Raw genomic sequence first — 18,198 nt, 5'->3', positions numbered from 1 at the left:
GATCAGTGCCGAGGTCCTCGATCCGTGGCCAGGAGGACGGCAGTGAACGGGCCGTTGTCCTCGACGGTGGCGACGAGGGTCTGGCTGCCTGCGGCGCTGTGGGACGCCGCACCGATCATGGACAGGATCGCGTCGGCCAGGTCGCCGTGGTCTGCCGCATCCTGGTACTGGCCGAGGTACTGCAGCGCCGTCAGCGACGCCGCGACGCCATCGTTCCCGAGGGCCTCGACGACGGCACCGGCGGCCGCTTCGTGCCGGGCGAGGGCCTCGCACATGCGCTCGGTGGCCCGCAGCGCGGCATCGGTCAGATCGTGGTCGGGGTCCAGCAGCTCGCCCTGGACGTGCAGCAGCAGGTCACCGAACTCCGTCGGGTCGATGATGCCGTCCTGACCTGCCGCGTCGAACCCGGGGATCAGGTCGTCGGCAACGGCCGCAGCCACCGCGACACCGAACGGCAACAGGTTCGGGGCCGGGGGAATCGCGGCGCGGAGCTGTTCGGCAACCACAACCGCGGCAGCCTCGTGCTCCTCGAGCAGTGCGGCGGCCTCGCCCCGCAGCCGAGCGGCTTGGGCTTCGCACTCGGCGATGCCAGCGTCGATCTCGGCGAGGCGTTCGGCCGCCCGCTCGACCGCGCGGCGGTCGGCGTCGCTGGCGCCGTCCTCGTCCTCGCGGGCGTCCCGCAACGCCTGACGAGCGCGCTCCAGCGCCTGCACCGCGGCCGGTCGCGCCTGGACCAGCTGGAGCCGTCGTTCCTCGTTGGCCTCGGCGAGCGCCAGCAGGACGTCGGCGCGTGCCTGCAGACCCTCCAAAGTTGTCGCCCAACCGGCGATGACGCCGGACACGGCCGTCCATGCCTCGCCCTGGGCGGCCACCATGGGCGGGGTCGTTGCGAGGGTGCGGAGGAAGCCGTCAGCGCTGTCCCCGCTCCACTCGGAGGTGCCGACGGCGAGTCCCAGCCCGTCCACGTCCGCCGTCACGTCGGTGCTGGACATGGCGAGGTCGTCGACGCCCGTCCGCATGTACTCCAGTACCTCGATGTCCCCGGGTGCCGGGTCGGTGCCGCCCAGGAGCGTGAAGTCCTTGCCTCGTCCAGCCACGTCGTCCCCTAGAAGATGCTGAGCAGGCGGTCGAGCAGCTCGACGGACACGGCCGTGCCGTCGAGGTACGCGGCCGCGTCGTCGAGCTGTTCGGCGATCGCATCGGCCCGTTCACGTGATGCCCTGCGGACGTCGGCGACCGCGTCGGCGATGGCGGCATGGCCCACCGCGTTGTCGCTGGGTGCCCCGCCCCCGGCGGCGATGTCCTCGACCCGGGCCGCGACAGCACGTGCGCGGTCGGCATGAGCGCGCAGGTCGTCGGGGTCGACGGCGATGGAGACGGTCACGGTGGTCCTCGGAGGGGTCGGGCACCCACCTCTACCGATCGGGCCGCCCCAACTCCTCCCCCGGCAGCAGAAAAGCCCTCAGCCGAGCGCGCGACGCAGCCGGTCGGGCAGGGCGCTGGCGCGGGTCACCGGCCGGCTGATCGCTCGGCGGACGGCGTCCTCGGTCGCCACGACCGTGACCGACCGGCGGGCACGGGTCACGGCGGTGTACAGCAGCTCACGGGTGACGATCGGCGAGGGGTCGGTGGGCAGCACGACCACGACGTCGTCGAACTCGCTGCCCTGGCTCTTGTGGATCGTCATCGCGTGCACCGTCTGCACCGACCCGAGGCGCCGACGTTCGATGGGGGCACCGTCGCGGCCGTCGATGATGACGCGCAGCCTGCCGTCGGTCTCCACCGCCACCCCGACGTCACCGTTGAAGACACCCAGGTCGTAGTCGTTGCGGCTGACCATGACGGGCCGTCCGGCGTACCACTCGGGCCGTTGGTAGCTGGGCACGTCCATCGCCCAGCCCTCGACCGCGGCGTTCCAGACGGTCACGCCGTCGACGCCCCGCCGATGTGCGCACAGGACCTGGGCGGACATGGTGGTGCGCAGCGCCTCCTCGGCATCCCCCGACACACCCAGCCGCATCGCCTCGCGGACCTGGGGTTCGAGCAGCCCGCGGACACCGGCGAGGGTGCCGGTGCCGTGGGGCCACGAGCCGGGTCGATCCGGCACGACCAGGCTGACGGCCTGGGCGGTGGGGTCCGCGGGGTTGCGGACCATGGCCGCCAGCGCGCCGTCGACGTCGCCGGCGCGGATGAGCTGGGCGAACGTGGAGATGCCCTTGTCGGAGCGGTAGTTGGTCTGCAGCGTGGTGACCTGCTCGGCCAGCGGCGTGCCGTCGGCGGCGGCCATGATGTCGCCGAGCACCGTGCCGGCCTCGACGGCGGCCAGCTGGTCGGGGTCGCCGACCAGCACGAGCGTGGCGTCGGGTCGCATGGCCTCCAGCAGGCGGGCCAGCATCGACAACGACACCATCGACACCTCGTCGACGATCACGAGGTCGAAGGGCAGCGGGTTGCCGGCGTGGTGGCGGAACCGGGTGCGCGATCCCATCGAGCCGAGCAGCCGGTGCAGGGTGGTCGGGGTGATGGCCAGCGCGCCGTCGACGTCGACGGTGCCGTCGGCCGCGAGGGCCGGGTCGATGGCCTCGGCGGCTTGGCGGATGGCCTCTCCCAGCCGTGCGGCGGCCTTGCCGGTGAACGCGCCGATGGCGATGCGCACGGGGCTGCCGTCGACGCGGGCGTGGGCCAGCGCCACGCCGACCATGCGCGCGACGGTCGAGGTCTTGCCGGTGCCGGGTCCGCCGGCGATGACCGACAGGCCGGTTCGCAGCGCCGCATGGGCGGCGGCGTTCTGCTCGACGTTGGCCGACAGCAGCGTGTCCAGCGCTCGGCCGCCGTCAGCCGACAGCTCGACGGCGCTGCCGCCCGAGCCGACCCGTCCGACGATGGCGTCGGCGACCGCCTGCTCGTTGCGCCAGTACCGGTCCAGGTACAGCCGGTCGTCCTCGATGTGCAGCGGTCCGTCGGCGCCGACGAGGGGCGATCCGGCGACGGCGGCGATCCATTCGTCGGGGTCGGGCCAGGTCTCGGCCGGCAGCTCGACGACCCGTCCGTCCTCGTCGACGACGGTGTCGGCCAGCTGGCGGATCGCGGCGAAGACGTGCCCGAAGCGGGGCGCTCGTACCGCGAAGGCGGCACCGAGGACGGCCAGCTCGTCGGTCGCACCGGTCAACCTGCCGATCCGCAGCGCCGCGTGCACGTCGGCGGCCGACAGGATCCCGGCAGCGTTGAAGGTGCCGAGCAACCCCTCGGCGCCGACGACCCGTTCGGCGTCGAAGGGGTCCAGCTCGGCCGTGCCGGGCGCGGCGGTCGCCTCGCTCACGTGCGGTCCTCCGCGTCGAGCCCTTCGGTCAGCAGGCGGTCGAGGTCATCCAGCAGCGCAGGGGGCGGGGTCCACGTGAACACGCCGTACGGGGTGCCGTCGGGCTGGACCGGGGCGTCGGGTCCGGTCATGCCGCGGATGAACAGGTAGGCCACGCCGGCCAGGTGCACGGCCGGGTCGTAGTCGGCGATCCGCCAGCGCAGGTAGCGGTGGGTCGCCACGGCGTAGAAGAGCGCCTGCACCGGATAGTGGTGGTGCATCATCGCCTCGGCCATGGACGCGCGGCTGTAGTGGCCGACGCGCAGCTCCTCCACCCCGGCGGGGCCGATGCGGTTGGTCTTGTAGTCCGCCACGAGGAAGCGGTCGGGGCCGCCGTCGGCGTCGGGGACGCGGGCGATCAGGTCGATGAACCCGGCGAGGTAGCCGCGGATCTCCACGCTGCCGAGCGCCTCCTCGAGCACGTCGGCGTAGCCGGCCAGCGGGTCGTCGGCGGGCAGGTGGCGGCGAAGCAGCAGGGCCAGGTCGGTCAGCAGGACGCGTCCGGCCTCGTCGGCCCGATCGCCGGGCAGGACGGGCAGCTCGAACTCGAGCTCGTCGATCCGGTCGGCCCGGCCGATGTCCCGCAGCGCCAGCCCTGCCGCCGCCGGCCCGAGCGGGGTGTGGACGACGTCGACGAAGGCGTCGACGATGCCCTCGACCTCGGTCAGGTCCACCGAGGACGCGCGGGCCTGGACGGCGAGCTGTCGTTCGACCTGGTCGGCCAGGTCGTCGGCATCGAACGCGATGTGCTCGAACACGGCATGCACGGCGCTGCCCACGTCGGCCCCGCCGGGCATGACGCTCAACGGCACGACCGCGCCGAGGTCGGCCTCGTCCACTGGCTCCGGCCCGGCGTGGGCACCGGCCGTTCCGACCGGGTCGTCGAGGGCGTCGGGCCCCGTGGGGACGCCGTCGTCGACCACGCGCGGTGCGTCGGCCGACAGCCCGGCCACCCCGCCGCTGGCCGCCAGCGCGTCGGCGGTGCCGGCCGCGACCAGGCCGGAGTAGGAGTACCGCCGCCAGCCGTGGTCGATGTCACGGTCGAACGTCGACAGCTCGACGCGCGGGGTGTGGTCGGGCGGGGTCCAGCGGTCCCGCGACGCCCAGTCGGTCACGACGGTGCGGTGGAACAGGCCCGGGTGCGCATCGACCAGGTCGGTGGCGTTTCGGACGGCCCGGGCCGCCGAGGCGGTGATCGTCCCACGCCCGAGCATCGTCGACATGGGCGACTGCTTGGCCCTGCCGGCGTGGCCGTACCAGAGCACGAGGTGGTGCATGGCGCGGGTGGCGGCGACGTAGGCCAGGCGCATCTCCTCCTGCTCGGACTCCTGCTCGGCGATCTCCTTGTGGGCCGCGTGGTCGGGACGGCGGGGCCACGAGCCCCCGACGTCGGCCATGCGACGCCTGCTGTGGGGATCGGTGAAGACGATCACGTCGTCCATCGTGCCGAACCCGTCCCACAGGAAGGGCACCAGCACGATGCGCCGCTGCAGCCCCTTGGCGCCGTGCACGGTCATGATCTCCACCGCGTCGCCGGTCTGCTCCAGCCGACGGGCGAGCCGGTCGGGCGGGGGGTCGACAGCCGACGCCATGGCGGACTCCAACCAGCTGATCAGCGACCCCAGACCATGGGCCGAACTGCGCTCCTCCGCGTGCAGCACCTCGGTGACGTGCAGCAGGTCGGCCAGCCGCCGGTTGCCACCCGGCCGGGACCGCAGGCGCGGCGAGAAGCTGGTGCGGGCGTCCAGCCAGCGATGGGCTGCGGCGACACCGTGCGTGCCGAGGTGCTCGGCCAGCTCGTGGAGCATCACGTGCAGCCCGTCGACGTCCTCGTCGGTGCCAGCAGCAACCCGCTCGGGGGTCCACCCGATCAGGTCGGTCAGCGCAGCCAGGCGGGCGCTGCCGGCGTGCCACGGCTGCTGCACGGCGCGCAGCACGGCAAGCCAGTCGCGGGCAGCGGGGGTGTCCAGCACGTTGCCGACGCCGTTGAGGACGGTCGGCAGTCCGACCTCGTGCAGGTGGGTCTGGACCAGCCGGGCCTGGGCGTTGGTGCGGACGAGCACGGCGATGTCAGCCGGGACGAGGTCGCGCCGCTGCCCGTCGCCGTCCCTCTCCAGGACGGTCGTGCCCGCCGACAGCAGCTCGACGGTGTGGGCGGCCACGTCGCGGGCCACGAACTCACGCATCTTGTTGATCAGCGGTCCCCACCGGCTGGTGGGGATGTCGGCGTCGGGGTCCACCACCCGGAGGGCGACGGGCGCCACCGGCGGTGGGTCCAGCCGGACCGGCTTGGTCGGGACAACCGGGTCGACGCGGATCCGGCTGTAGCCGAGCGGCATGCCGGTGAAGAGGGTCGTGCAGGCCTCGACGACGGGACCGTCGCTGCGGTGGTTCCGTTGCAGGGTGGCGTCGGGCCGATCGCCGCGCGCAGCGAGGTAGGTGGAGATGTCGGCCCCACGGAACGCGTAGATCGCCTGCTTGGGATCACCGACGAGGACCAGGCTGCGGCCGTCGGCCCCGCCGGGGTCGGCGAACAGCGAGGTGAGGATGCGCCACTGGACGGGGTCGGTGTCCTGGAACTCGTCGACCAGGCCGACGCGGAACCGTTTCCCGACGAGCTCGGCCACGGTGGTGCCGCGATCGCCGTCGGTCAGCTGGGCCGCCAAGCGGTCGAGCAGGTCGTCGTGGCTGTGCAAGCGGCCGGCCTGCTTGCGCTTGGTCGCCTCGACCCCCGCAGCGATCGCCATCCAGACCTTGGCGCCACCCTCGTCGTCGAAGGACGCGGCGGGGAGCAACGCCGAGCGCGGGTGCTGCATCCCGGCCCGGATGATCGGCAGCGCCTTCATGGGGGCGTAGGGCAGGTCGTCGCCGAGCCGTGGTTCGTGGCGGGCCATGCGCACGTACACGTCACCCATGATCTGGGTGGCCAGCGCGCCGTCGTCCTCCAGCAACGTCCCGAGCGCCGGGTCGCCGAGCCGCCGGAGCAGGTCGTCGCAGAACCCGTGGATGGTGGCGATGCTGGCGTGGTCGATGTCGGCCAGCGCCGTGCGGAGCCGGGCCAGGCGGGCGGCCGGGTCGCCGTGTGCGTCGGACGCAAGCGCGTCGTGGAGGTCCTCGTCGTCGATGTGGTCCGGCAGCGGCCGCCCGGCGAGCGCGGCGTCGAGCAGGTCCACGCTGGTCGACAGGCGGGTCAGCAGCCGACCGCGGAGCTCGCGGGACGCCGACCGCGAGAACGTGACGACCAGCAGCTCCTCGGCGGAGCAGCGCCCCTCGGCCAGGTAGCGGGTCGCCAGCCCGACGATGGCATGGGTCTTGCCGGTGCCAGCGGACGCCTCGAGCGTGTGATGGCCGACGGGCAGCGGGTGCACGCCGATCCCGAAGGCCGGCGCCAGTGCCCGGTCGGTGCTCATCGGTGGCCTCCCAGGCGCTGCAGCAGCGGTGCCCACAGGCGCATCGCGAGCGCCCCGAAGCGATGGGGCTCCGCGGCCATGCCGAGCCGCTCGTCTGCCGGCCTGGGCGGCTCGCGGGTCAGGCGGTCGTAGGTATGCACGTCACCGAGCAGCAGGACGTGGGCCGGCCGACCGCAGTCGCTGGAGAACCCCATGGGGTGGGGGTCCCATGCCTTGCAGGCGGTGTTGTCGGCCTCCTCGGAGGCCTCGTGGTCGACCACACGGGCCTTCGCGTAGGCGTGGGCGGTCTCCGACGGCACGATCAGCGGTTCGCGCAGCCCGTCGTGGCGCAGCTGCAGCAGGTCGCCCAGGAAGCCGGTGGCCAGCTCGAGCCGGCGGTCGGCGGACGGGGCCAGCGGGTCGATGCGGCGGCTGGACGCGACGTCCTTGCGCTGGACCTTGTCGCGGCCCACGACGACGGACTCCCACGGCCGTTCGGGGTCCTGCACGGTGAGGGCGAGCAGGTCGATCCATGCCCGCATCAGCCGCTTGCCGGTGAGGCGTGAGTAGGACACGTCGACGATGCGGTCGCCGACCACGCCCGACACGGCCCCGTGCACCCGCCACCGGTCGACCGCGATGTCGACGGCGACGTGGTTGCCCGAACCGTTGGCGGGCACCCCGATCTGCGCGCAGTGGGCACGAAGTTCCTCCACCATCACCGGGATCGTGTTGACCTTCCCCGGGCGCAGCTCCGGCGGGGGCAACAGCCCACGGCCACGCGCCGCGGCCACGACGCCGTCGAGGGCCTCGGTGTCGGAGGGGGAGACGGCCAGCAGCGCCTGACCGACCTTCCACCCCTCCAGCCCGTCGAGCTCGACCGGGACGTTCTCGTCGGGCGCCTCGGGATCGTCGGGCACCCAGATGCCCAACGCCTCACGGACGAACGTCGTGGCCGGATCGATCGCGAAGCGGGACAGCGCAGCCAGGTCGACATCGTCGTCCTCGGGTGGCGGCAGCAGCGCCCGCCCGGCGTCGTCGGCCGACACGGTTGCGGCGGCGGCCCTGTGGGCGAGCTGGTCGAAGCCGGGGCGTCCATCGGGGTCGAAGGCGGCGGGGTCGTGGGCGTACCGCGGGTGGCGGGTAGTCAACCGGTCCGAGAGCGGACGGTCGGCGCCCGGGGCGAGCTGGTCGACGGCCCGCATCAGCTCGGCGACCGGCACGCAGGGTGGTACGGCCTCGTCGCTGCGTTCCTCCTGACCGGTCCACGTGACGATCAGGTGGTCGCTGGCGGAGGCCACCGCGTCCAGGAGCAGCTGCCGGTCTTCGGTCCTGGGGTCGTGGTCACCGACGCGGGGGGCGCGGGCGATCAGGTCGTCGACGTGCGGCCGGGCGGTGCGGGGGAACACCCCGTCGTCCATGCCGAGCAGGCAGACCACGCGGTGGGGCACCGACCGCATCGGCACGAGCGTGCAGACGGTCAGGTCGCCGGTCATGTGGTTGGCGCGGCTGGGCCGGCCACGCAGCCGGTCGGCCAGCAGGTCGCGGACCTCGTTGAGGGCCACGTCCGTCGACAGCCCGTCGGCGCTGTCGGCCAGCTCGCGCAGCAGGCCGGTCAGCTCGGTCCGCTGCCACGGCTCGTCCCGGGACGCCAGGCCGAGCTGGTCGACGACCATCCCGAGCAGGTCGACCCAGGCATCGACGGGACGGGCGGTGCGCAGCTGCGGCAGCAGGGCGGCCAGCCGGTTGCCGACCTCGGCCAGGCGGCCGACGGTACGCACACCGGTGCCCTCGATGTCGTCGTAGGGGGTGATCCCGCCGAGGGTCCGGTCGCCCTCGTCGGCCATGGCCACGCCGAGCAGCAGCCGGTCGAGTCCCTCGTCGAGGGTGTTGTGGCGCACGCCGTCCAGGCCGAACCGTGACCGCTCGGCAGCGTCGACGCCCCAGCGCACCCCGGCCCGTTCCAGCCACGAGCCGATGTCCTCGAGGTCGTCGGCGTCGAAGCCGAACCGGCGACGCACGGGGTCGGCGGCCAGCAGGTCCAGCAGGCGGCTGGCGGTGACGCGTGTGGCCGCGAGGTCCAGCACCTCGTCGAGCAGCCGCAGGATCGGGTTGGTCTGCCGCAGCGATCGGTCGGCCAGCCGGACGCGCAGGTCGGGGCGGCTGTCGGCCGCGCTGCCTCCCCCTGCCAGGTGTGCCGCGACCAGCGGGGCGAAGGCCTCGACGTCGGGACACATGACGATGATGTCGCGCGGGCGGATCGTCGGGTCGGCCGCCATGACCCGCAGGATCTCGTCGCGCAGGACCTGGACCTGCCGGGCCCGGCCCGGGCAGGCGTGCAGCTGCACGCTCGGATCCGGTTCCACGGTCCCGGTGGCCCCGTCGAGGGGCGCATCGGTCCGGACGGCGCGTTGCAGCCGCTGGAGGATCGTCGGACGCATCGCGAGGGTGTCGGCGGTGTCGGCGTCGACGTCATGTACACCGTCGGCGACGGTCTGCACGACGACCTGCAGCTCGCGCACGTCCCGACCCCAGGCCCGCAGCAGGCGGTTGCGGGGGGCCGGCAACGCGACGTCCCGACGGGCCGGGAGGATCGGCAGGCCACGATCGTCGACGGCACCGGCGACGTCGTGCACCGCTGCCCAGTCCGCCGCGGAGGGGTGGAGCAGCAGCAGGTGCACATCGATGCGCCGGGCGAGCGCCGCCAGGACCGCCAGCTGCGTGGAGGGGATGGCGGTGAACCCGAACAGGGCGAGGCGCTGCAACCCCGGGGGTGTCGGCGCCCCGGCGTCGAGGGCGGCGACGGTGTCAACCACCTGCTGAGGGAACGCCGGTCGGTCGATGTCGGCGGCGAGCAGGCGCACGACCGCTGCCTGCCACGCGTCGGCGTCGTCCAGGTCCCTTCCGGCACCGTCGCTGGAGCCCCCGTCCAGCCAGTCGAGCACCATGTCGGGCCGGTGGACGGCGTAACGGTGCAGCTGCTGGGCGAGCAGGCCCAGCGGCACGAGGCGCCGGTCGCCGGCCGCCTCGGTCCGGGCCGCGAGGGGTTGAGCGGCCGCGGGCAGCCCGCGGTCGACGAGGTCCAGCAGCCGCCACGTCAACGACGCGGGCTGCCATGCCCTGACCGCGAGCGGATCGGCCCCCGCCGCACGCATGACGTCGGCGACCACCTCCGACGGCGAGGGGAACGCCACGTTGGCGCAGACCCCGTCGGCCCGACCGGTCGCCCCGAGTCGCAGGCCGAGGTGCTGGCTGATCCAGCGTTCGATGCCGTGGCTGTGGACCACGACGTGCTCGCGGGCCATCGGGTCGGGCAGCGGGGTTGCGAGCACGTCGGCCAGCGCCCCCACCAGGACGTCACCGGTCGCACCCCGCGTCACCTCGAGCATCGCGGCGACACCGTACTGCCCGGGTGCGACATCGGCCGACCCGGGCAGCGTGCACGAGGTGGTGGCGGGTCAGTCCAGCGTCGATCAGTCCAGGTCGACGCCGCACTCGATGAGCGCGTTGGTCAGGACCTCGATGTCGATGCCCTCCGGGGGGTCGTCGGCGTCGATGTTGTCGGCGAGCAGCTGGGCCTGGTCGTCCCCGACGGCGTCGACGAAGCACTCGGCCTCCTCCTGGGTCGCACCCTCGTCGACGAAGGTCTGGACGAGGTCGCTCCCACCGCCGCCACAGGCAGTCAGCAGCAGTCCGAGGGCAAGCACGAGGGCGGTGGTGGTGTGGCGTGCGGAGGTCATCTGGCGAGTCCTGTCGTGTGGTCGAGCGTGGTGAGGACACAGGTCGTATCACCCGGCTCCGCGCGCCGACAGGGCCACGCACAGTCCGGTAAGGGGTTGGTAATGGCCTCGGCCGATCAGCCGAAGTAGACCCCCAGCCGCTTGCCGGCGACCTCGTGCACGTCCACCGGGGTGTCGAAGACGTCGCTGAGGACGGCTCCCTCGACGATGTCGGCCGGTGGCCCGTCGGCCACCACTCGCCCGTCGCGCATGGCCACGATCCGGTCGGCGTGCCACGACGCGAAGTTGATGTCGTGGATCACCACGACGACGGTCCGGTCGAGCTCGTTGGCCATGCGGTGCAGCAGCCGCATCATGGCGGCGGAGTGGCGCATGTCGAGGCTGGCCAGGGGTTCGTCGAGCAGCACGTAGTCGGTCCGCTGCGCCAGCGTCATGGCGACGAACGCCCGTTGGCGCTGGCCGCCCGACAGCTGGTCGAGGAAGCGGTCGGCGTAGGGCTCGAGCTCCAGGAACGCCACCGCTTCGTCGACGGCGGCGTGGTCCTCTGCCGACAGCCGCCCCTGGGAGTGGGGGAAGCGTCCGAACGCCACGAGCTCGCGCACGGTGACCCGCACCGACAGGTGGGTGTCCTGGCGGAGGATCGCCAGCCGCCGGGCCAGGTCCCTGGAGGGGGTCGACGCCACGTCCATCCCGTCGACGGTGACCGTGCCGCGGTCGGACTCCAGCAGGCGACCGATGATCGACAGCAGCGTCGACTTGCCGGCGCCGTTGGGTCCGATGACCGCCGTCACCCCTCCCCTGGGCAGCACCAGCGACACGTCGTCGACGACCACCGTCGACCCGTAGGACTTGGTCACGCCGTCGACGACGATCATCGGCGACCCTCCTTCATCAGCAACATCAGGAAGTACAGGCCGCCGACGAGGTTGACGACGATCCCCAGCGCGGTGCCGAAGCCGAGCAGCCGCTCGAGGACGAGCTGCCCACCGACCAGCGCGATGACCCCCAGCAGCGCCGCGGCGGGCAGGACGACGGCATGGCGGCTGGTGCCCGTCAGCTGCCGGGCCAGGTTGGCCGTCAGCAACCCGAGGAACGTGACCGGACCGACGAGCGCGGTCGGCACGGCCACCAGCACGGCAACCAGGACCAGCTGGACGGTGACCACCCGACGATGGTCGATGCCGAGCCCGAGCGCGGTCTCGCGGCCCAGGGCCACGACGTCCAGCTGTCGTCGACTCCGCCAGGCCAGCCCTGCACCACCCGCGACGACGACGGCGGACAGGACCAGCAGCTCCTCCCGCACCGTGTTGACGCTGGCGAACAGCCGGTCGGCGAGGACCACGAACTCGTTGGGGTCGATCAGGCGGCCGACGAGGTCGCTGCCCGAGGTGAACAACGTCCCGCACACCACACCGGCGAGCACGACGGCGTGCAGGTCGCGGCCCGTCGACCCGAACAGCAATCGGTGAAGGACCAGCGCGAACCCGACCATGGCAGCCGTCTCGACGGCGAAGCGGACCTCGGGACGGACCCGTGACACCTCCAGCCCGCCCAGCCAGTAGACGGCCGCGGACTGGATCAGCACGTAGAGGGCGTCGAACCCCATGATGCTGGGGGTGAGGATGCGGTTGGTGGTGATGGTCTGGAACAGCACCGTGGAGGTCCCGACGGCGGCGGCGACCACGACCATGGCCGCGACCTTGGTGGCCCGCAGCTCCAGCGCGAACGCCCAGGAGCCGCGGATGCCGAGCAGCACGAAGGCGGCAACGACCACGGTCGCCACGGCCGCGAGGACCAGCAGCACGCGAGTGGTCCGACGGTCGCCGTGGCCCCCTGACCACGGCGCCGTCGGACCGTCCCGAACGTCGGGACGGCGGTTGGGCACGAGCAACTCAACCACCGGCACGGACGGGACGCTTGAGGACGAGGACGAGGAACACCAGGCTGCCGACCACCCCGACGACGGTGCCGACCGGCACCTCGTAGGGGTAGCGGACGACCCGGCCCAGGACGTCGCACAGCAGGACGAAGCCGGCACCGCAGAGGGCCACGAGGGGGAGCGAGGACCGCAGGTTGTCCCCGCGCCACATCGACACGAGGTTGGGGACGACGAGGCCGAGGAACGGGATCGCCCCGACGACGACCACGACGATGCCGGTGACCGCGGCCACGACGAACAGGCCGGTGGCGACCACCTGGCGGTGGGACAGGCCGAGGTTGGTGGCCATCTCCTCACCCATGCCCGCGACGGTGAACCGGTCGGCCCACACGTAGGCGAGGACGACCGCGCCGGCGACCAGCCACAGCAGCTCGTAGCGGCCGCGCAGCACACCGGAGAAGTCGCCGTTGGTCCACGCGCCGAGCGACTGCAGCAGGTCCAGTCGGTAGGCGAGGAAGGTCGCGACGGAACGGACGACCCCGCCGAACAGCAGGCCGACGAGCGGGATCATCAGCGTGTCGCGAAGCTCCAGACGACGCAGCAGGACCAGCAGGATGGCGGTGCCGGCCATCGCGAAACCGACGGCCACGACCATCTTCACCATCAGCGAGGCGCCGGTGAAGACGAGCGTCGCCACGACGATGCCCAGGCCCGCCGACTCGATCGTGCCGGCCGTCGATGGCGCGACGAACCGGTTGCGGGCCAGGTGCTGCATGATCATCCCGGCCACGCTGGCGCCGGCCCCGGCGAGCAGGATCGCCACGGCCCGGGGCAGGCGGCTGACCAGCAGCAACCGCAGGGCGCCGGGGTCGGCCCGGACCAGCCCGACGACGTCGAGGTCGCTGACCCCGATCGCCATCGAGCCGACGGCGGCCACGAGCAGCAGGACCACGCCGACCGGGACGGTCCAGCCCCCCGAGCGGTGGCGCTGCTGGCGCAGGAGGCCCATCACCGGGCCGGTCACGACAGGGCCGATCACGACAGGGCGGTGTCGATCTCGCCGATCATCGCCTGCACCGACCGCAGCCCCGAGGGGACCAGGTACCAGTTGACGCCGTCGAGGTAGTGGAGGTCGTCGTTGGCCCACGCGGTGGTCTGGTGGACGATCTCGTTGTCGAGCATGACCGCGGCGGCCTCGCCGTCCTCCCCGATGGTGGCGTCGCGGTCGAGGACGAACAGGTGGGCGGGGTCGGCCTCGGCGATGAACTCCCAGGCGATGGCGTCGCCGTGGGTGGCGGCCTCGACGTCCTCGACGGCAGGGGCGACGCCCAGCAGGTCGTGGATGATGCCGAAGCGGGAGCCGGGCCCGTAGGCCGACACCTCGCCGCCGGTGGTCAGGACGATCAGCCCGGTGCCGGCGTCGCCGGCCTTCTCGTTGACCGCAGCGATGCTGGCATCGATGTCGGCCAGCGCGTCGGCGACACGGTCCTGTACGCCGTAGATCTCCCCGACGATCTCGAGGTTGCGTTCGATGGACCCGAGGAAGTCGTTGTCGTCGGTCGTCAGGTCGATGGTGGGGGCCAGCTCGGCCAGCTCGGGATAGACCGTGGACGAGCGCGCCGCCACGACGATGAGGTCGGGCTCCAGGGCGTTGACGGCCTCGTAGTCGGGCTCGAACAGGGTGCCGACCTTCTCGTAGGACTCACCCGCGTACTGCGCCAGGTGTTCCGGCAGGTTCGGCACCTCGGGGACGCCGGCCACGGCGGCACCGGCCCAGTCGAGCATGTCCAGGGCGCCGAGGTCGAAGACCACGACGGTCTCGGGGTTGGTCGGCACGGTCGTCTCGCCCTGTGCGTGGGTGATCGTCACCTCGGCGGCGGCAGCGTCCTCGGTGGCGGTCGCGGTGTCGGCTGCGGCCTCGGTGTCGGCGGTGGCGTCGGTGTCGGCGCACGCGGCGACGAGCGACAGCAGCAGGACGAGCAGGAGGGCGCGCAGCGGCGTGCGGCGGGGGCGGGCGGTCATCATCGGTCTCCGAGTTGGGTCAAGTAAGGTTTGCCTAAGTAAGGTGAGGTTTACCTACGGACAACAGCGAACGCAAATCGAGCCCGAGAGGACCGCCATGCCCCCCGACACGACCACCACCGCCCCCACCGCCACACCTCCGGCCGGACCTCCACGACGACGCATCCGGCGCGCCGCGGTCGTCGACAGCCAGCGCATCAGCCCGCACGTGCAGCGGGTCACCGTCGAGGGTCCGGACCTCGAGGGCTTCGACCCGGCGCGCGACGGACACGGCGGCCACATCAAGCTGTTCCTGCCCAACACCGACGAACGGACCGCCACGATCCCCACGTTCGGGCCCAACGGGCCGGAGGTGCCGAAGGGGGCCAGCCGACCGATCGTCCGGACCTACACCCCTCGCGCGTTCGACCCCTCCGCCAACCGACTGGCCGTCGACTTCGTGCTGCACGGTGAGGGTGCCGCCAGCGAGTGGGCAGCCCGGGCCGAGCCAGGGCACGAAATCGGCGTGGCCGGCCCGGGGCGGGGCTACCAGCCTTCTCCCGACGCCACGCACCTGCTGCTCGCCGGGGACGAGACGGCCCTGTCGGCGATCATCGCCATCGCCGCCGCGGTCCCCTCCTCCACCGTCCTGCGGGTGCTCGTCGAGGTGCCCGAGCTCGCCGACGCTCAGGACATCGCCTCATCCGCCGAGTCCACCGTGTCGTGGCTGGCCCGCGGCGACCACCAGCCCGGTGCGATGCTGCGCAGCGCCATCGTGGCCTCGACCCTGCCGGCAGCGGCGCACGCCTGGGTGGCCGCGGAGGCACGGACCGTCCGCGACATCCGGCGGGACCTCCTGGACGTCCACGGCTGCGCCCGCGACAACGTCGTCATCCGGGGGTACTGGCGGGCCGGAACCGCCAACCATCCCGACCACGACTACGGCGAATGACGTCGCAGCGGTTGTCCACAGCTGTGGACAACCGCTGTGGAGACTGTGAACGAGGGCTCAGGCGGCGGTCGTGGGTACCCAGACGAGGGTGACCGCAACCACGTCGATGTCGTTGCGCTCCAGGTCGACCTCGACCTCCTCGATCGCGCTCGCCGCCTGCATCCAGCGGTGGTCGATGTCCAGCAGCTCCGAGGACAGCTCCTGCTCGAGCTCGATGAGGTCCTCCTGGGCATCGAGGAGCTTGCCCTGGGCGGTGTCCAGGCGTTGCTGCGTGCGCGAGGTGGTGCCGCGCTTGGAGGCGGCCCGCCGCAGGTCAGCCGCCACCCCGCGGGCGGACTTCCGGCCGCCGAGGAAGCCCCCGAGGATGGACGAGCCGATGTTGATCAGCTCGCTGGACTTGCGTGAGGAAACGTCCGCTTCCAGCTGTGCCACCCGGTCCTGGGCCGTCCGCATGGCCTTGGTGATCCGGTCGGCCTTCGCCTCGAACCGGTCGCGGACCTTGCTGGCCTCCTCGTCCTCGCGCTGCTCCGACACGATGTCGCAGCGTTGCGCGAAGGCCTCGCGGGTCTCGGCCGGCCGACTCCAGCAGTCGAGCTCGGTGTTGTGCAGCACGGTCATGGTGCGCGTGCGGTACAGCTCGTCGCGCACCCCGACCTCGACGGACTTCCACCAGGTCTTGGTACCGATCTTCGCCTCGGGGATGACCCACACGGCGCCGTCGGGGCCAACCTCGCGCAGGTCACGGTCGTCGTAGTCGACGGTGACGAGGCCCGACAGGTCCTTGGGGTCGTCGTTGACCGGGAGGACGGCCTCGAACTCCTCGGTGTGGTCGAGGTCGGCCTTCGTCTCGTCGAACGTCATGCGTACCCGAACGGCGACATGGGGTTCGAGGCGCGTGCCGCCGGGTGTGGCCCCGACCGTGTCAGCCCAGGACGCAGCCGGGTCGAGGTAGCGCTGCACCACCTCCTCGGGCACGGCCGGCGCGACGCTGGACTCGTCGGCGGCCAGGGTGGTCCCGACCGGGGGCGTCGGCACGGCCGCCGCGGTTCCGGCCGCTGCGCTGTCGGCGGCCCGGGCGGTCGGCGGCGGCGTGGCGGGCGCGCTGGCGGTGGGGGTCGCGGCGGCGAGCTCGGCCTTCTTGTCGGCCATGAGCTCGGCGATCTGGGGCCCGGTCAACGGTCCGGCCAGGTAGTTCATCGCCCAGCGGGTACCGAAGACCCCCCGACCACCGTCCTTGGCCGAGTGCAGCACGAACTGCCGCTTGTCGAGGCCGGAGATGGCCGCCGCCACGGCGTCGATGTCCACCGCCCCGTCGGCGGAGCGCATGCCCTCCAGCAGCCGGTCACGGTCGCGTTCGGTCTGCAGCCGCCCGATCATCCACGTCCCGGCGTTGGAGATCGCCTTGTAGTCCAGGTCCACCGGGTTCTGGGTGGACAGGACCATCCCGACCCCGAACGCGCGGGCCTGCTTGAGGATGGTCAGGATCGGCTGCTTGGCCGGCGGGTTGGCGACCGGCGGGACGAACCCGAAGACCTCGTCCATGTAGACCATCGCGCGCAGCGAGGAGGTGCCCGACTGCCCACGCATCCAGGTGATCAGCTTGGACAGCACGAGGGTGACCACGAACTGCCGCTCGTTGTCGTCGAGGTGCGCCAACGACACGACCGCGCACCGGGCCGATCCGTCGTCGCCGAACAGCATCCGCTGGATGTCCAGCGGCGCCCCCTGCGTCCATGCCGCGAAGGTCGGGGAGGCCAGCATGCCGTTGAGCCGCATGGCCAGGCCCATCCGGTCCTTGGCCGGGAAGAACGTGTCGAGGTCCATCACGCCGAGCTTGCGCAGCGGCGGGTCCTGCACGCGGGCGACCAGGTCGGGCAGGCCGAGCGTCTCGCCCTTGCCCCAGGCGTCGGTCAGCAGGTTCGTCAGCAGGATGTGCTCGCGGCCGGTCAGCGGGTCGGCGTCCACGTCGATCAGCGCCAGCAGGCCCGAGACCAGGTCGGTGACCTCGTCGTTGACCGCTTGCGGGTCGGCGTCGGCGGGCACGTCCATGCGACCGACCAGGTCCAGCCCCACCCCGGTGGTCGCACCCGGCGTGTAGACGGTCACGTCGACGTCGGCCAGCGCCTGCATCCGCTCGGGCGTGATGCCGCTGCGGGCCGTGCCGCCCTTCCACAGCTCCGCCTTGGCGGCCGCGTGTTCCTCGGGCGTGTGCCCCTCCCGCTGGGCTTCCGCCTCGTCGACCCACGGGCGGAAGTCCTCGCCCCTGAACTGCGGGAAGGTCAGGCACAGGTTGGCCATGTCCCCCTTGGGGTCCAGCACCAGGGTGGGGATCCCCGACAGGAGGGCCTCCTCCAGCGCCACGATGCCCAGGCCCGTCTTGCCCGACCCGGTCATGCCCACGATCACCCCGTGGGTGGTCAGGTCCTCGGCGTCCACCTCCACCCGTTCGTCGGTGTCTGCGGCGGTACCGAGGTGGAGCGCTCCGGTCGAGGTCATCGCTGATTGCTCGCTTCGTTGTGGGGTGACGGACAGGTCGCGGATGGAGACTAGCCCCGAGAGGTCGCTAGGCTCCTGCCGCACAGTCAGTCACCGAGAAATGAAAAGGATGAGGACCATGGGTTTCGCCGACAAGGCCAAGGACATGCTGGACGACGCCAAGGACAAGGCCGAGGACCTGGCGGAGGAGCACGGGGACAAGATCACCGGGGCCATCGACAAGGCCAAGGACATGATCACCGACAAGACGCCCGACAACGTCGACGACAAGGTCGAGGGTGCGGCGAAGGCTGCCAAGGACTTCATCGGCAAGCTGGGCGACGACAAGGCCGAGTAGCCACGATTGCCAATGTGTGACGGGCGGCCCATTCGGCCGCCCGTTC

The 18,198-nt window shown here is 72.3% G+C and carries 13 protein-coding genes; 2 read left to right on the top strand and 11 right to left on the bottom strand.

Annotated elements, in window-relative coordinates; all coding sequences use genetic code 11:
- Positions 1–2 precede the first annotated feature (2 nt).
- The 10 genes from DVS28_RS02320 to DVS28_RS02275 all read right to left on the bottom strand — a co-directional run bounded on the left by DVS28_RS02320 (position 3) and on the right by DVS28_RS02275 (position 14,391).
- A complete protein-coding gene (locus DVS28_RS02320; RefSeq protein WP_114590021.1) occupies positions 3–1,097 on the bottom strand; it encodes a coiled-coil domain-containing protein in 1,095 nt (364 codons plus the stop codon).
- Between the two features lie 8 nt (positions 1,098–1,105).
- Entirely contained in the window at positions 1,106–1,384 is a 279-nt protein-coding gene (locus tag DVS28_RS02315) for a hypothetical protein (protein ID WP_114590020.1), read from the bottom strand.
- A 78-nt stretch (positions 1,385–1,462) separates the two neighbouring features.
- Complete coding sequence (gene recD, locus DVS28_RS02310) at positions 1,463–3,319, bottom strand: exodeoxyribonuclease V subunit alpha (RefSeq protein ID WP_114590019.1); 1,857 nt, start codon at positions 3,317–3,319, stop codon at positions 1,463–1,465.
- Positions 3,316–6,768: a UvrD-helicase domain-containing protein gene (locus DVS28_RS02305; RefSeq protein ID WP_114590018.1), complete on the bottom strand. Its 3,453-nt coding sequence runs from the start codon at positions 6,766–6,768 to the stop codon at positions 3,316–3,318. The genes recD and DVS28_RS02305 overlap by 4 nt, the downstream gene beginning before the upstream one ends.
- Positions 6,765–10,136 carry an exodeoxyribonuclease V subunit gamma gene (gene recC, locus DVS28_RS02300; RefSeq protein WP_114590017.1) on the bottom strand — a complete coding sequence of 1,124 codons (3,372 nt, stop codon included), beginning with the start codon at positions 10,134–10,136 and terminating at the stop codon, positions 6,765–6,767. The genes DVS28_RS02305 and recC overlap by 4 nt, the downstream gene beginning before the upstream one ends.
- An 84-nt stretch (positions 10,137–10,220) precedes the next feature.
- The gene (locus DVS28_RS02295; protein WP_114590016.1) at positions 10,221–10,487 is read right to left on the bottom strand and encodes a hypothetical protein; all 267 of its coding nucleotides are present in this window, start codon (positions 10,485–10,487) and stop codon (positions 10,221–10,223) included.
- Positions 10,488–10,603: 116 nt separating this feature from the next.
- Complete coding sequence (locus DVS28_RS02290; protein ID WP_114590015.1) at positions 10,604–11,362, bottom strand: iron ABC transporter ATP-binding protein; 759 nt, start codon at positions 11,360–11,362, stop codon at positions 10,604–10,606.
- The gene (locus DVS28_RS02285; protein WP_216826343.1) at positions 11,359–12,393 is read right to left on the bottom strand and encodes an iron chelate uptake ABC transporter family permease subunit; all 1,035 of its coding nucleotides are present in this window, start codon (positions 12,391–12,393) and stop codon (positions 11,359–11,361) included. The genes DVS28_RS02290 and DVS28_RS02285 overlap by 4 nt, the downstream gene beginning before the upstream one ends.
- On the bottom strand, positions 12,380–13,405 hold the full coding sequence (locus tag DVS28_RS02280) for an ABC transporter permease (RefSeq protein WP_216826342.1): 1,026 nt from the start codon (positions 13,403–13,405) through the stop codon (positions 12,380–12,382). The genes DVS28_RS02285 and DVS28_RS02280 overlap by 14 nt, the downstream gene beginning before the upstream one ends.
- The gene (locus DVS28_RS02275; RefSeq protein ID WP_114590014.1) at positions 13,402–14,391 is read right to left on the bottom strand and encodes a siderophore ABC transporter substrate-binding protein; all 990 of its coding nucleotides are present in this window, start codon (positions 14,389–14,391) and stop codon (positions 13,402–13,404) included. Before DVS28_RS02275 ends, DVS28_RS02280 begins: the two co-directional genes overlap by 4 nt.
- 94 nt (positions 14,392–14,485) lie before the next feature.
- Here DVS28_RS02275 and DVS28_RS02270 point away from each other — a divergent pair, with 94 nt between their 5' ends.
- Positions 14,486–15,319 carry a siderophore-interacting protein gene (locus DVS28_RS02270; protein ID WP_114590013.1) on the top strand — a complete coding sequence of 278 codons (834 nt, stop codon included), beginning with the start codon at positions 14,486–14,488 and terminating at the stop codon, positions 15,317–15,319.
- 57 nt (positions 15,320–15,376) lie between these two features.
- On the opposite strand, the gene DVS28_RS02265 is transcribed toward DVS28_RS02270, so the two are convergent.
- On the bottom strand, positions 15,377–17,815 hold the full coding sequence (locus DVS28_RS02265; protein ID WP_114590012.1) for a helicase HerA domain-containing protein: 2,439 nt from the start codon (positions 17,813–17,815) through the stop codon (positions 15,377–15,379).
- Positions 17,816–17,933: 118 nt separating this feature from the next.
- Here DVS28_RS02265 and DVS28_RS02260 point away from each other — a divergent pair, with 118 nt between their 5' ends.
- Entirely contained in the window at positions 17,934–18,152 is a 219-nt protein-coding gene (locus DVS28_RS02260) for an antitoxin (protein ID WP_216826340.1), read from the top strand.
- The last annotated feature ends 46 nt before the right edge of the window (positions 18,153–18,198 follow it).

This window comes from Euzebya pacifica (assembly GCF_003344865.1).
Lineage (GTDB): Bacteria > Actinomycetota > Nitriliruptoria > Euzebyales > Euzebyaceae > Euzebya > Euzebya pacifica.
Note: the sequence above shows the minus strand (reverse complement) of the source record. Positions and strands in the feature narration are given on the sequence as shown.